This window comes from Gordonia sp. McavH-238-E (genome assembly GCF_022348225.1).
GTDB lineage: Bacteria > Actinomycetota > Actinomycetes > Mycobacteriales > Mycobacteriaceae > Gordonia > Gordonia terrae.
The window spans coordinates 267,815-281,907 of the sequence record NZ_JAKRFE010000004.1 but is presented as its reverse complement, the minus strand read 5'-3'; the positions used below and the strand labels follow the sequence as shown (position 1 = coordinate 281,907).

Sequence of the window (14,093 nt, the reverse complement as noted above, 5' to 3'; positions counted from 1 at the left end):
CCTTTCGGGGGTGGGTTGGTGGCTGCCGGGGACAGGGCGGCAGTGGGTCGGCGACTCCCCGAACAGGGAGCAGCAGACTTCGGCTTGTGAGGTTCAGTGATTGACCCGGCGGGACGTGACCGGGTTGAGACTGCGGGCGAGGGCGTCGCCGGCGACCTGGATGATCGCCACCGTCACGATGAGCACGATGATGGTCGCGACCATGACTCCCTGGTCGAATCGCTGATATCCGTAGGTGACCGCGACGTAGCCGAGTCCGCCGGCTCCGATGGTGCCGGCGATGGTGGAGTACTCGATCATCGCGATCGTGTTGATCGTCAGACCGCCGACGATGCTCGGCAGTGCCTCGGGGACCTGTGCCTTCCAGATGATCTGCGCGTTGGAACCCCCGGAGGCGCGTGCGACGTCGATGGTCGACGCCGGGACCGACCGCAGGGAGTTCTCCACGATCCGTGTGAAGAAGGCGATTCCGGCGATCGACATCGGGACCACCGCCGCGGCTATGCCGATGTTGGTGCCGGTGATCAGGCGGGTGAACGGGATGATCGCCGTCATCAACACCAGGAAGGGCAGCGAACGACCGATACTGATCACCCACGACAGCGGAGTGTGCAGCGATCGACTCGCGAAAAGACCACCGGGAGCGAGGTTGTGGATGAGCGCGCCCAGCGGGACACCCACCACCAGGACGACGACCATCACGATGCTCACCATCAGGACCGTGTCGATCGCCGCCGGGATGAGCAGGTCGGGGATCTCGTCGAGCGGCACCGTGATGTTCGCCGAGTACGTGGTCCTCATGCGGCCACCCCCGGGCTCTTGGAGGCGGAGCCATTGGTTGTGGTGGTGGCGGAGTCACCCGATGCCGGGGTGTCGGTGAGAAGGCGTGCGGCCAGCCCGAGTTCGCCTGCGGCCCCGATGAATGCCGACGCGTGCCCGGTCGGCACCGACACGGTGAGGTCGCCGAAGACGGTCCCGTCGATGGTCTGGACGTTGGCGCCGAGCACCGAGATGGGGAGATCGAGCCGTTTGCCCAGACGCGTCAGCCAGTCCGCGGGGACGGTCGAGGAGTTGTAGACGACGGAGACCGGAGTCTCGGCGGACGCCGCTTCGGCGCTCGGACCACGCGGTCGAAGTGCGCGCCCCAGAACCGAATCCGGGTCGAGGACGAGCCGATCCAGGCGGCCGTGTTCGACGATGCGGCCATGGTCGAGTCGGCCGACCGTGTCGGCGACCCGCACGATGGTGTCCATCTCGTGGGTGATGAACACCACCGCGAGACCCAGTTCGTCCCGCACGTCGGTGAGGAGTCGGAGAAATGTGTCCGTGGCAGCTGGGTCCAGGCCCGACGTCGCCTCGTCGGACAGGAGGACCGACGGTTTGAGCGCCAGGGCCCGTGCGATCCCGACGCGCTGTCGCTGACCCCCGGACAGCTGATGCGGGTACCGGTCGGCCTTGTCGGCGAGACCGACCAGGTCGAGCAGTTCACCGACGCGCGACGCGGTCGATCGCTGTGTGGCACCGAGATATTCGAGTGGGAGAGCGACATTCTGCGCCGCGGTGCGGCGGGACAGCAGACTTGCCGACTGGAACACGGTCCCGATCCGGCGCCGGGCATCGCGCAGGCCCGAGGTGCCCAGCGCGGTGAGATCCTCGCCGTTCACGACGACCTTCCCGGAGGTCGGACGTTCCAACAGGTTCAGACAGCGGGCGAGCGTGCTCTTGCCGGCACCCGACGGCCCGACGACGGCGAAGATCTCACCGGCATCGACGGTGAAATCGACGTCGTCGAGGACCGTCGTCGGATTCGGTGACCCGACCCCGAAGACCTTGGTCAGGCCCGCCACCTCGATCACCGGAGATCGCCTTTCGCGCCGGCGAGCTGTGTGGTCTTCCTGATCGAATCGTCGATGGTCGAGTTGGCCCCACCGACCCGATACGTCGACCCCCGGTGGTTCTCGGGCAACTGGTCACCGCGGCCGAAGAGCTTGTGGCGCAGGGTACCCGGGACGTAGGCGCGGTCGTAGAGTCCGCGCCGCTCCAGGGCGGGCACCACGTGGGTGATGATGTCCTCGAAAGATCCGGGTGTCACCGCGTACGCGACGTTGAAACCGTCGACGTCGGTCTCGGTCACCCAGTCCTGCAGGGCTTCTGCCACCTCGTCGCCGGAGCCGATCAGGACCGGGCCCATTCCGCCGATGCCGCCCCACGCGGCGATGTCCCGCACACGCCATTCCTCGCCGGTGTCGCCGGCCTGCTGGAATGCCGCCACCGCGGACTGGATCGCGTTGCTGTGCACGTTGCCGATCGGTTCGTCGATCTCGTAGCTCGCGAGGTCGATGCCCATCCAGCCCGACATGAAGACCAGCGCGCCTTCGCTGCTGGCATAGGACTGGTACTCCGCGGCCTTCGCGCGGGCAGCCTCCGGAGTCGAATCGGTGATGATCGTCAGCAGCGTGTAGATCTTCGCGTCGTACGGGTCGCGCCCGGCGAGGACGAGCTCATCGCGCACCTTGCTCACGACATCGCGCAGGATGGCCTTGGTCGGTGCGGCGACGAAGATGGCCTCCGCGTTCTCCGCGGCGAAGCGGCGTCCCCGGGGCGAGGCGCCGGCCTGATAGATGACCGGCGATCCCTGCGGCGACGGCTCGGCCAGGTGGATTCCCGGCACGGTGAAGTGAGTGCCGTGATGGCCGATGTGATGGACCCGGGCCGGGTCGGCGAAGATGCCCGCCTCGCGATCACGGAGGACCGCGTCGCGTTCCCAGGAACCCTCCCACAGCTTGTACAGCACGGTCAGGTACTCGTCGGCCTGGTTGTAGCGCTCGTCGTGCTCGAGCTGGTCGTCGGCGCCCATGTTGCGGGCCGCGGCCGGGAGGTAGCCCGTGACCACGTTCCAGCCGATGCGGCCGCGGGTGAGGTGGTCGAGTGTCGACAGTCGCCGCGCAAACGGGTAGGGATGCTCGAAGCCCGTACCGGTGGTGACGCCGAAGCCGAGGTGCTCGGTGGCGTGCGCCATCGCGGAGACGAGTAGCAGGGGGTCGTTCACGGGGATCTGTGCACCCTGGCGGATGGCGGCTTCGTCGTTGCCGGCGAACACGTCATAGGTACCGAGGACGTCGGCGATGAACAGGCCGTCGAATCCGCCGGTCTCCAGTAATCGTGCGAGGTCGACCCAGTAGTCGATGGTGTTGTAGTTCCACGACCGGTCGTCGGGGTGACGCCACAGTCCGGGCGATTGGTGCGCAACGCAATTCATGTCGAAGGCGTTGAAGCGGATCTTCCGCGGGGTGTTCGGTTCTGACACCGGAGGAATGATGCTGTCGGATCGGTGGAGTCGCCATCGTTGTGCCCACGGCGAACCTAAACTTGCACCATGCGATCTTCAGAGGTGTTGCTCGACGGTCTGGGGCGAGTGGCCGAGAACGTTCACGCTGTACTCGACGGGGCCACGCCGGAGCTCTTGAACACCGCGCCCGCGCCCGGTACCAACACCATCGCATGGCTCGTCTGGCATCTGACGCGCGTGCAGGATTCCCACATCGCCGATGTCGCCGGCACCGAGGAGGTCTGGGCGGCCGGTGGATGGGCCGACCGCTTCGATCTCCCGTTCTCCCCGGGCGAGATCGGGTACGGGCAATCGGCCGACGAGGCCGCACGCGCGATCGTGGACGACGCCGGACTGCTTCGGGACTACTACGACGCCACTCACGCCGTCAGCGCCGACTACATCGGCGGGCTGACGGATTCAGATCTCGACCGCATCGTCGACCACAACTGGGATCCGCCGGTCACGCTGGGCGTGCGGCTGATCAGCGTGATCGACGACGACACCCAGCACATCGGCCAGGCGGCGTACGTGCGGGGTCTGTTGTCCTGACGCGTTGGTCCCCACCGGGATGTCGTAGCGAAAGAGGCTGTATTGGTGCGCATTTCGCCACCGGATCCCGGTGGGGTGCGGGGCGGTCAGGACAGGCAACCCTTGAAGGTCTGGAAGTCGCCCGCGAAAGCCGGTCCCTTGCAGGTCGGCCCGTTCTTGCCGTCGACGACGACCTCACCGCCGGGCCCCGCGATGCCGATGGCCAGACCGGGGCGTACTCCGTCCATGGTGACCGTCGCGCCGGGGCCGAGTGCGATCGCCGCGGGCCCGGCGAAGTTGTCGGCGGTCGAGGTGGCGACACCGCCGTTGTCGGTGATGGCCAGTGCCAGTCCGGAGGGTCCGGATTCCGCACTGCAGGAGGCCTGGGATGAGGACTGGCCGGGGAGTGCCGGGCACACTGCGGGGGCGGCGCCGGCGGACGGTGCGGCGGCGAGGGATACCGCGGTCGCACCTGCGGCCGCGACGACGAATCCAAGGGCTGTGCGCGTGACCGTCTTCATGGTGAACTCCTTTGTCGAGGAACGGTGTCGTGCGTGGAGCGATTCGGAATGGCCGTCGGGCCGGATGGGGTCCGATCGCACGCCGCCTCGCCGTCGGTGGGGTGCCCAGCGGGCGTAGGTTGAAAACGTGCAGCTGCGAATTTTCACCGAGCCCCAGCAGGGTGCGACCTACGATGACCTGCTCGCCGTCGCCAAGGCGACCGAGGAACTGGGCTACGACGCCTTCTTCCGTTCCGATCACTTCACCGGCATGGGTGGCGACGGTCTGCCCGGACCCACCGATGCGTGGATCACGCTGGCCGGCCTGGCCCGCGAGACCTCGCGCATCCGGTTGGGGACCCTGGTGTCGTCGGCGACTTTCCGCCTTCCCGGGCCGTTCTCGATCGCAGTCGCCCAGGTCGACCAGATGAGCGGTGGCCGTGTCGAATTGGGTATCGGTACGGGCTGGCACGAGCGCGAGCACGAGGCGTACGGGATTCCCTTCCCGCCGCTGAAGGAGCGCTTCGAACGCCTCGAGGAGAACCTCGAGATCATCACCGGGCTGTGGCAGACCCCGCTCGGTGATGAATTCGACCACGAGGGCAAGCACTTTCGCCTCTCGAAGTCGCCGGCCCTGCCCAAACCCGTGCAGAGCCCGCGCCCGCCGATCATCATCGGCGGCAGTGGCAAGAAGCGGACGCCCGCGCTCGCGGCGCGTTTCGCCGACGAGTTCAACGTCGTCTTCCAACCGCTCGACGTCGCCGGCGATCTCATCGGACGCGTTCGCACGGCGTGCGTCGACGCCGGTCGCGATCCGGAGTCCCTCACCTACTCGGCCGCGCTCGTATTGTGTTGCGGCCGCGACGAAGCGGAGTTCCGGCGCCGGGCCGAGGCCATCGGCCGAGAGCCGGCGGAGTTGCGTGAGAACGGCGCGGCGGGAACGCCCGACGAGGTGGCCGCGAAGATCGCGACCTACGGTGAGCTGGGCGTCACGCGCATGTATCTGCAGACCCTGGACCTGTCGGATCTCGACCACCTCGAACTCGTCGCCTCGAAGGTCGCCCCGCAGCTGGCGTGAGCGGTGCGGGGCGCCTGCGCTCCCCGAGCCTCGAATGGTTCGCCCGACCCCGCACCCGGCCCGGCCGGAATGGGTCATAATCCACCTCATGGCCGACAGGGGCGAGCACACATCATCGAGACCGCCGGAACGTCAGCGCATCAAGAAGCTGGCACAAGCCGCACTGAACGCCGACGTGACCGTCGAACAACTCGAGGGCATCCTCGCCGACATGGGGGAGACCCTCGACGGGCTCGGGCCCACGATGGACGGGCTGAACTCGACCATCGCGAAGCTCGACTCGACGCTCGTGCGCCTGTCGGGGACCCTGGACCAGGTCGACGCCACCGTCGACCGCATGTCCGACGTCGTGGGACGGCTCGAGCGGGTCGTCGGACGGGTCGAGACGCTCGTCGGCATCGGCGAGGCCGCGCTCCGGCCGCTGGGCGCCCTGGAGTCGGCGGGCAGGTCCGTGGTCGCGCGACTGGGCTGGCACTGAACACCGAAACGAGATCAGGGAATGACACCGGAAGAGCACAGTTTTCGCGGTCGGCACGGGCACACCATCGTCTATGACGTCTACCGTCCCCGGGAGAGTCCGCGCGGCGTCGTCGTGGTGGTGCACGGCCTCGCCGAGCACGGACGCCGGTACCTGCATGTGGCCGATCGTCTCGTCGCCGAGGGCTACCTCGTGGCGATCCCCGACCATGTCGGTCATGGCCGATCGGGCGGCAAGCGCCTCCGGTTGCGCCGGTTCGCCGACTTCACCGACGACCTCGACACCGTCCTCGCCCACGTCGCCGACGGGAGCGTCCCGACGTTCCTCATCGGGCACAGCATGGGCGGGTGCATCGCCCTCGATTACGCGCTCGACCACCAGGACAGGCTCGACGGGCTGATCCTCTCGGGGGCGGCCGTGCTGCCCGGTGACGACCTGCCCGACCTGGCCGTCCGATTCGCGCCGCTGATCGGCCGGATCGCACCGGGGCTGCCCACCACCGAGCTGAGTTCGTCGAGCATCTCCCGGGACCCGGCCGTCGTCGCCGCCTACGACGCCGACCCGCTGGTGACGCGCGGCAAGATCCCGGCCGGACTCGGCGGTGCGATGATCGGCACCATGCGGTCGTTCCCCGAACGCCTGCCGTCGCTGCAGTTGCCCATCCTGGTGATGCACGGCAGCGAGGACGCGCTCACCGACCCGCGCGGCAGCGAGCTCGTGGAGAGGCTGGCCGGGTCCGCGGACAAGACGCTCGTCATCTACGACGACCTGTTCCACGAGATCTTCAACGAGCCCGAGCAAGGGGTGGTGCTCGACGCCGTCACGACCTGGCTGCGCGGACACACCGGGCATCGGTGAGATCCCCGGTCGGCTCTCAGGCCAACCGCACCAGCACCCCGGCCACCAGTACCAGTACGCCGCCTATCTCGCCCACGATGAGCGCGAGCATGAACAGGTACGTGCCGGGAGTCGGGTCGACGAACTGATTCGTGGTGTCCCGCAGGGCCCCGTGGATGCAGTACGCGGCGATCGCGGCGACGAAGAAGACGATCGGGACCGCAGCTGCGATCACGTTGACGGTCGTCGGGAAGGCGCTCAGTTCGACCAGCGCCGCCAGCACGAGAGTGGCGAACGAGTACATCAGCGCCGCCCGGTGGGCGATGTCCACGTAGATGTGAGCCGTCCGGTCCGGCGAGGTGCGGATGCCGTGGTATTTCCAGACGCCCAGGGCGAGTCCCCAGACGAGGATCACTCCGGAGGCGACGACCACGAGGGTCGTGTCGAGGCCGACGAGATCGGCGAGATCAGGGTCGGCGGTCATGGCTGAACGCTAGCAGCAGGCGCGGCCGGCGGATTCGTTCGCTCACGTACTCCGTTCCCGCTCACACAATTCTGGTGAGCGGGAACGGAAACCGTGAGCGGGCGGGCCGTTCAGCGGGACGGGACCGGGGTGCTGCTCGAGGTCGCGGGCGTGGACGAGGCCGGACCCTTCGGGGCGAGCCGGGGCGCGCTCGGCGCGCTCGACTCCGCGCTGGTGGCCGACTCCGGGACGGAGGCATCCACCGATTCCGACCCCGACACCGCGGACGGTGCGAGTCCGGCCGAGGGGGATTCGGATGCCGACGACTCGGATGCCGACGACTCGGATGTCGAGGACGCCGACTCCGAAGCGGATTCGCTCGCCGACGAGCCGCGCGCCGACAGGCCCGAGAGGTCGAGGGCCGGCGATTCCTCGGCCGCCTTCTTGGCCGCGAGGGTCACCTTCGCGGGGCCCTCGGGATCAGGGTTGCCCGAGGCGGAGACGACGGTGGTCTTCGCGGTCACCGGCGGGTTGTTGCGCAGCGTGGTCAGCACGTGCTCCTTGCCGTCGCCGAGGGCGCGTCCCCAGTTCTCCCAGGTGTGGCCGCCGTAGTTCGGGAGGGAGATCACCGATACGCCGGCCTGCTTCGCCTGCAGCTGCATGAGCACGGTCGACACCGCCGACAGGATCTCGAGTGCCATCGCACTGAGCTGATCCTGCGGCGACAGCTTGGCCATCTCCGACGGGGTCAGGAAGCCGTTACCCGAGGAGATGATGAGAACCTGGCCGTTGTCCGCCAGCTGCGTGAGGTTCTTCGACGGGTCGTTGTCGGTCCAGCGGGTGCTTCCCGGCGCACCCCACATGTTCACGACACCGTTGACGTAGTTCGACACCATCGTCTGAGTGGCCATGACGCCGAGGGCGCCGACCGGGTTGTCGGTCTGGTAGTAACCGGACATCGCCTGGACCACCTTGAACTGCTCCGGGTGGCGCTCGGCGAGGGTGACCGCCGGACCGCCGGACATCGACAGTCCGATGATCGCGTTGTTGTTGCGCGCCACGCCGAATTCGCTCTCGAGATAGCCCGGCAGCTCCGAGGTCAGGAACGTCTCCTGCTTGATGACCGTGTTCTTGTCACCGGCGCCGCCATCCCAGTCGGTGTAGAACGACGACGCGCCGCCGACCGGCATGACCAGGGTGGTGTCGGCCTTGGCGTCGTAGACCTTGGCGGCCTGGACGTCGGTGGTCCACGCCGAGCGGGCCTCGCTGGCCCGCATGCCGTCGAGCAGGTAGACGCCGCTGTCGCTGCCGCTGGACGCGCGGATCTGGACGATCACCTCGCGTTGCTGCGACTCCGACCACACCTTGCAGTTCTGGACGTAGTTGCCCGAAGAGTCCCAGGTACAGCCCTTGCGCAGGACCTCGGGGTGTCCGCGCAGAGCATTCGCGGTGTTCGACGTGTTGAGCAGGGTGCTCGCCCCGAACAGGCCGAGCGTGAGGATCGCGACCACCGAGATCCCGGTGAGGATGCGGCGTCGGGGTGAGAATCTGCGTGGCGACTCGGGCGTCTGGCCCGCGGGGGTGGAGGGGACGGGCGGTTCGCTGTGCGAGTGCGACATGGAGCTCCTGACATACGCGGCCACCCGATCACACGGTGCCGATGTCAGGGATGTCGTTCGGAGAGGGGACCGGCGTTACCGCCCGAGCGCATTTTTTCGGATGACCTCGGCGGTCTCCTCGGGACGTTCCCACCAGAACATGTGCCCGACGCCGGTCCATCGTTCCAGGGTCGCCTGCGGGATCAGGTCGGCGAGGCGCTCACCCTCGGCGACCGCGATCACCTCGTCGACGTCTCCGTGGATGACCGCGGTGGGCATGGTGAGTGTCCCTATCCGGTCGCGGGTGTCGTGTCCCGCGCAGGCACCCGCCTGCCACGCGACGACCGCCGAGGGCACGCGCCGCTGCGTCGACATCGACACGAAGTGGTCGAACGCGCCGGCGCCGGCGGTGTACGCGGCTGACAGGTTGACCTCGAATGCCGTGCGCGCGACGCGCGCCGCGTCGCGGGAGGAGATCGCCTCGACGAGGCGGACCGCGCCGGGTGCACCGATCGCCCCGGGGCCGCCCGCGGTCGTGCACCCGAGGACGAGACTGCGCACGCGGTCCGGTGCGGCGAGAGCGAGTTCCTGCGCGATCATGCCGCCCATGGAGGTGCCCAGAACATGGGCGGCGTCCCAGCCGAGGCCGTCCAGGATGCCGCGGGCGTCGGCGGCCAGGTCGGCGATGGTGAACGGACCGTCGGCGCGACTGCTCGTCCCGATGCCGCGGTGGTCGTAGACGGCCACCGAGAAATACGGCGTCAGCGCGTCGAGGAGTTCGTCGGTCCACATCCCGCGGTGTGCGGACATGCCGCCGATGAGCAGGAGCGGTTCGCCCTCGCCGACGACCTCGGCGTCGAGGACCGGGCCGGCGTCGGACGCGACGGGGATCTGCATGCGCCAGATCCTAACGGCGACCCGGTCGGAAGAAGTGAGGGATGCGTATCGGAGTCCGATACGCATCCCTCACCCGGAAACCCGGTCGGTCAGGCGCCGAAGCCGAGCAGCGACTTCACCTCGAGGAACTCGTCGAAGGCGTAGTCGCTCCACTCACGGCCGTTGCCACTCTTCTTGTAACCGCCGAACGGTGCGCTCGGGTCGAGCTGCGCGCCGTTGAGCGAGATCGAGCCGGCGCGGATCTGCGAACCGATGCGGCGCACCTCGTCGACGTCCTGGCCCGACACGTAGCCGGCGAGGCCGTACTCGGTGTCGTTGGCGACCTTGATCGCTTCGTCGATCGAGTCGTAGCCGATCACGACGAGGACCGGGCCGAACACCTCGGTGCGGGCGATCTCCATGTCGTTGGTGACGTTGGTGAACACGGTCGGCTTCACGTAGTAACCGGTCTCGAGGCCCTCGGGACGGCCGGCGCCGCCGACGGCCGCGGTGGCACCGTCGGCGAGGGCGCGCTCGATGAGGCCCTGGATCTTGTCGAACTGCGCCTCGGAAACCACCGGACCCAGCTTCACGTCGGTGGTCGGGTCGCCGACGGTGAGCTCGACGGCGACGCCCTTGGCGATCTCGGCGACCTCGTCGACGCGACCCGCCGGGACCAGCATCCGGCTCGGGGCGTTGCAGGACTGGCCCGAGTTCATCATCATCGTCGCGATGCCGCCCGCGACGTTCTTCGCGAAGTCCTCGTCGTCGAGGATGATGTTCGGGCTCTTGCCGCCCAGTTCCTGGGCGACGCGCTTGACGGTGGGCGCCGCGCTCTTGGCGACCTCGATGCCGGCCCGGGTGGAACCGGTGAACGAGATCATGTCGATGCCCTCATGGCTCGACAGCGCGGCACCGACGCCGGGGCCGTCACCGTTGACGAGGTTGAAGACACCGGCGGGAACGCCCGCGGCGTCGAAGATCTCGGCGACGATCGCGGCCGAGAACGGTGCGACCTCCGACGGCTTGAGGACCATGGTGCAGCCGGTGGCCAGAGCCGGGGCGACCTTGCACATCACCTGGTTGAGCGGCCAGTTCCACGGAGTGATGAAGCCGCACACGCCGATCGGCTCCTTGGCGATGCGCGAGCTGCCCCGGTCCTCGACGAACGTGAAGTCGGGGAGTTGCGCGGCGGCGGTCATCAGGTGGCCGAGTCCGATGGGTACCTGGGCGGCGTTGGTGAGACCGACGGGCGAACCCATCTCCTCGGTGACCGCGGCGGCGAGATCGCCCATGCGGTTCTGGTACTCGGCGATGATCCGGTTGAGGACCTCGAGGCGTTCTTCGACGGTGGTCTGACCCCAGGTGACGAATGCGCGACGAGCGGCGTCGACCGCTGCGTCGACGTCGGCGGCACTGCCGATCGCGACCTGACCGGCCGACTTCTCGGTGGCCGGGTTGATGACGTCGATGAGGTTGAGCTCGGCGGGCTCGACCCACTGGCCGTCGATGTAGAACTTCGTGATGTCCGGCATGGTGCCTCCATTGCAGCCTGAAGTGAGGACAATTGTTGTCTGTTTCACACTCTATGCCCTGCCGCGATCGGGGTCTCGTGAATCCCCGCCTTCCGGGTGGAACACTTCGTGACACATTCTGGGACAGCCGTCCCGGTCGCATTCTGCGACGCTTCGTCCTCACGCGGAGTACTAGGGTCGAGTCATGATCCTCATCGTCGTGAAGTTCCCGATCAAGCCCGAGTACGCCGACGAGTGGCCCGAGCTGTCACGTGAGTTCACCGAGGCGACGCGCGCCGAACCCGGCAACAAGTGGTTCGACTGGTCGCGGTCGCTGGACGACCCGAACACCTACGTGTTGGTCGAGGCCTTCGACGACGACGCCGCCGAGGCGCACGTCACCGCTCCGCACTTCAAGCAGGCCCAGCAGGAACTCCCCAAGTACCTGCAGCGCACCCCCGACGTCATCAACACGACGATCGACGGGGACAGCTGGTCCGAACTCGGGGAGTTCCGGGTCGACTGATTTGCCTCAGCGGCCGGCGCGGACCTCGGCGTCCGCGTCGGCTCCCGCGGCCGAGCCGGCGGGGGCGTTGCCGAGTCCCAGCTTCTCGCCCTCGATGTCGACCTCGGGCAGGATGCGATCCAGCCAGCGCGGCAGCCACCAGGCCTTGTCACCCAGGACGGTGAGCACCGCGGGCATCAGCGTCATCCGGACGACGAAGGCGTCGAAGAACACCGCGGCCGCGAGCGCGAAGCCCATCACCATGATGAACGCCATGTCCTGCAGCATGAACGCGGCGAACACCGAGATCATGATGGCCGCGGCCGCCGCCACCACGCGGGCGCTGTGCCGGTACCCCTCGACCACCGCCGTCTTGGCGTCGGCGCCGTGCACGTACGCCTCCCGCATCCGGGTCACCAGGAACACCTGGTAGTCCATCGCCAGCCCGAACACGATGCCCACCAACATGATCGGCAGGAACGACACCAGCGGTTGCGGGTTGTCGACGATTCCCAGGTCACCGTCGGTGAACAGGGCCACCGTCACACCGAAGGTCGCGGCGACGCTCAGCAGGAAGCCGAGGGCCGCGGTCAGCGGGACGAGGATCGAACGGAACACGATGATCAGCAGGATGAACGCGAGACCCACCACGACCAGGAGGTAGGGGATCAGTGAACTCGACAGGCGGTCGGAGATGTCGAGTTCGATCGCGGTCTGGCCGGTCACACCGTACGAGATGCCCGTCGCGCCCTGCACCTGGGACTCCATCTCGCGGAGCGCTTCGACCAGTGCGGGAGTCGCCTCGTCCGACGGCGCGGTCGACGGGATGATCGTGATCTTCGCGGTGTCCTGGGCCTCGTTGAGACCACCCGCGCCGATCTGGGCCACCGCGACGTCGTCGATACGACCGAGGTCGTCGACGAGGGTGTCGAAGGCGCGCAGACGCTCGCCGGTGTCCTCGATGGCCCGACCGTCCGCGACGACGACAAGCGGTCCGTTGAAGCCGGGGCCGTAGCCCTCGGCGACCATGTCGTAGGCGCGGCGCTGTGTTTCAGACGGATCCGCGGTCCCGTCGTTGGGCAGCGCGAGCTTGAGCCCGGCCATCGGGATCGCGAGGACGATCATGATGCCCACGATCGCGACCGTCACGGTGCGCGGCCGGGCCACGACGCGCTGGACCCAACGTTGGCCGTTGTGGACGCGGTCGGCGTCATGCGGTCCGACATCGGGTGCGTTGAGGCGCGGCACCCGTCCGGCGAAGGCCTTGCCGCCGAAGAGGCCGAGGATCGCCGGCAGGAGTGTGAGGGCGACCAGCACGGCTGCGACGACGGTGCCCGCGGCGGCGATACCCATCGCGGTCAGGAACGGGATGTTCACGATCGCGAGTGCGGCCAGCGCGATGACCACGGTGCTGCCGGCGAAGACGACCGCGGAACCGGCAGTGCCGACCGCTCTGCCCGCCGCGTCGGCGCGGCTCGTCGATCGATGGATCTCGTGGCGATAGCGGGAGACGATGAACAGTGCGTAGTCGATGCCGACCGCGAGGCCGATCATCGTCGCGAGGATGGGGGTCTCGTTGCTGAGATCGAAGAAGTGGGTGCCCATCTGGACGCCGAGCATCCCGATCGCGACGCCGACGATCGCGGTGATGATCGGCATGCCCCACGCGACGAGGGAGGCGAACGTGAGGATGAGGATCAGCGCGCCCACGCCGATGCCGATCAGCTCAGAGGTGATCCCGAGCTCGAATTGCTGGGTGGCCGAGCCCTTCATCTCGACGGTGAGCCCCGCAGCGCGCGCGTCGTCGGCGATCTTGTCCATCTGTTCGCGCATCGTCTCGGTGACGTCCGACGACGCCTCGACATTCAAGGAGGCGCCGAGCTGCGCGACGGTGCCCGCCGCGTTGATCGGTGACGTGGCCTGCGCGTCGGCGGCCGCCTCCTCGGCGTTCTTGCCGAAGGTCTTCTCCTGGAAGGCCGCCGACAGTTCGCGGAGCTGACCCGGTGACTGCTCGGTGCCGTAGGAGACGAACGGATTGGTGATCGAGTCGGGGTTCTTGACGTCCTCGACCGACTTCAGTCCGGCGACCATCGAGTCGATGGCCTCCTGGTATCGGGGCTCGGTCAGCGTCGAACCCTCTGGTGCGCGAACGACATACGTGACGCCGATGTCTGAGCCGAAGGTCGCCTCGCCGGGGAAGCGCTCGACCATCAGGTCCTGCGCCTTCTCCGACGGGATGCCCGGGATCGAGAACGACTCCGAGGTCGGTTTGGCCAGAAGGCTCGCGCCGATGCCCAGTCCGATGAGGACCAGAACCCAGATCGCGATGGTCTTGAGGCGGTTCTCGAACGCCCATCGCCCTAGTCGGTACAGGTGTGTTGCCAC

General features: G+C 68.0%; 14 protein-coding genes. 5 read left to right on the top strand and 9 right to left on the bottom strand.

Going from position 1 to position 14,093, the window contains the following annotated elements:
- Positions 1-93 precede the first annotated feature (93 nt).
- From MHN80_RS07640 to MHN80_RS07630, 3 genes are read right to left on the bottom strand one after another with little or no spacing between them, the layout of a single operon-like run.
- The gene (locus MHN80_RS07640) at positions 94-801 is read right to left on the bottom strand and encodes a methionine ABC transporter permease (RefSeq protein WP_239400663.1); all 708 of its coding nucleotides are present in this window, start codon (positions 799-801) and stop codon (positions 94-96) included.
- Positions 798-1,856 (bottom strand): methionine ABC transporter ATP-binding protein, encoded by a 1,059-nt coding sequence (locus MHN80_RS07635; protein WP_239400661.1) that lies wholly within the window; start codon positions 1,854-1,856, stop codon positions 798-800. Before MHN80_RS07635 ends, MHN80_RS07640 begins: the two co-directional genes overlap by 4 nt.
- Positions 1,853-3,307: an LLM class flavin-dependent oxidoreductase gene (locus tag MHN80_RS07630; RefSeq protein ID WP_308219764.1), complete on the bottom strand. Its 1,455-nt coding sequence runs from the start codon at positions 3,305-3,307 to the stop codon at positions 1,853-1,855. The genes MHN80_RS07635 and MHN80_RS07630 overlap by 4 nt, the downstream gene beginning before the upstream one ends.
- Positions 3,308-3,376: 69 nt before the next feature.
- Between MHN80_RS07630 and MHN80_RS07625 the strand changes: the two genes are divergently transcribed.
- Positions 3,377-3,880, top strand: a complete 504-nt coding sequence (locus tag MHN80_RS07625) for a DinB family protein (RefSeq protein ID WP_239400659.1) — start codon at positions 3,377-3,379, stop codon at positions 3,878-3,880.
- Positions 3,881-3,966: 86 nt separating this feature from the next.
- On the opposite strand, the gene MHN80_RS07620 is transcribed toward MHN80_RS07625, so the two are convergent.
- A complete protein-coding gene (locus MHN80_RS07620; protein WP_004020276.1) occupies positions 3,967-4,380 on the bottom strand; it encodes a DUF6764 family protein in 414 nt (137 codons plus the stop codon).
- A 127-nt stretch (positions 4,381-4,507) separates the two neighbouring features.
- On the opposite strand from MHN80_RS07620, the gene MHN80_RS07615 reads away from it, so the two are divergent.
- The 3 genes from MHN80_RS07615 (at position 4,508) to MHN80_RS07605 (ending at position 6,773) form a co-directional block, all read left to right on the top strand.
- Positions 4,508-5,437 carry an LLM class F420-dependent oxidoreductase gene (locus tag MHN80_RS07615; protein ID WP_101819183.1) on the top strand — a complete coding sequence of 310 codons (930 nt, stop codon included), beginning with the start codon at positions 4,508-4,510 and terminating at the stop codon, positions 5,435-5,437.
- Positions 5,438-5,525: 88 nt separating this feature from the next.
- On the top strand, positions 5,526-5,915 hold the full coding sequence (locus MHN80_RS07610) for a hypothetical protein (protein WP_033203633.1): 390 nt from the start codon (positions 5,526-5,528) through the stop codon (positions 5,913-5,915).
- Positions 5,916-5,936: 21 nt separating this feature from the next.
- Positions 5,937-6,773 (top strand): alpha/beta hydrolase, encoded by an 837-nt coding sequence (locus tag MHN80_RS07605; protein ID WP_239400657.1) that lies wholly within the window; start codon positions 5,937-5,939, stop codon positions 6,771-6,773.
- 16 nt (positions 6,774-6,789) lie between these two features.
- Here MHN80_RS07605 and MHN80_RS07600 read toward each other — a convergent pair whose 3' ends face one another.
- From MHN80_RS07600 to MHN80_RS07585, 4 genes are all read right to left on the bottom strand, one after another.
- Positions 6,790-7,236, bottom strand: coding sequence for a hypothetical protein (locus MHN80_RS07600; RefSeq protein WP_101819181.1), 447 nt, complete (start codon positions 7,234-7,236; stop codon positions 6,790-6,792).
- A 110-nt stretch (positions 7,237-7,346) separates the two neighbouring features.
- Positions 7,347-8,834: an alpha/beta hydrolase family protein gene (locus MHN80_RS07595; protein WP_239400655.1), complete on the bottom strand. Its 1,488-nt coding sequence runs from the start codon at positions 8,832-8,834 to the stop codon at positions 7,347-7,349.
- Positions 8,835-8,909: 75 nt separating this feature from the next.
- Positions 8,910-9,710 carry an alpha/beta fold hydrolase gene (locus MHN80_RS07590; RefSeq protein ID WP_004020285.1) on the bottom strand — a complete coding sequence of 267 codons (801 nt, stop codon included), beginning with the start codon at positions 9,708-9,710 and terminating at the stop codon, positions 8,910-8,912.
- An 89-nt stretch (positions 9,711-9,799) separates the two neighbouring features.
- Positions 9,800-11,224: an aldehyde dehydrogenase family protein gene (locus tag MHN80_RS07585; protein WP_239400653.1), complete on the bottom strand. Its 1,425-nt coding sequence runs from the start codon at positions 11,222-11,224 to the stop codon at positions 9,800-9,802.
- Positions 11,225-11,408: 184 nt separating this feature from the next.
- Here MHN80_RS07585 and MHN80_RS07580 point away from each other — a divergent pair, with 184 nt between their 5' ends.
- The gene (locus MHN80_RS07580; protein WP_239400651.1) at positions 11,409-11,729 is read left to right on the top strand and encodes a putative quinol monooxygenase; all 321 of its coding nucleotides are present in this window, start codon (positions 11,409-11,411) and stop codon (positions 11,727-11,729) included.
- 6 nt (positions 11,730-11,735) lie between these two features.
- Here MHN80_RS07580 and MHN80_RS07575 read toward each other — a convergent pair whose 3' ends face one another.
- Positions 11,736-14,093, bottom strand: a complete 2,358-nt coding sequence (locus MHN80_RS07575; protein WP_239400649.1) for an MMPL family transporter — start codon at positions 14,091-14,093, stop codon at positions 11,736-11,738.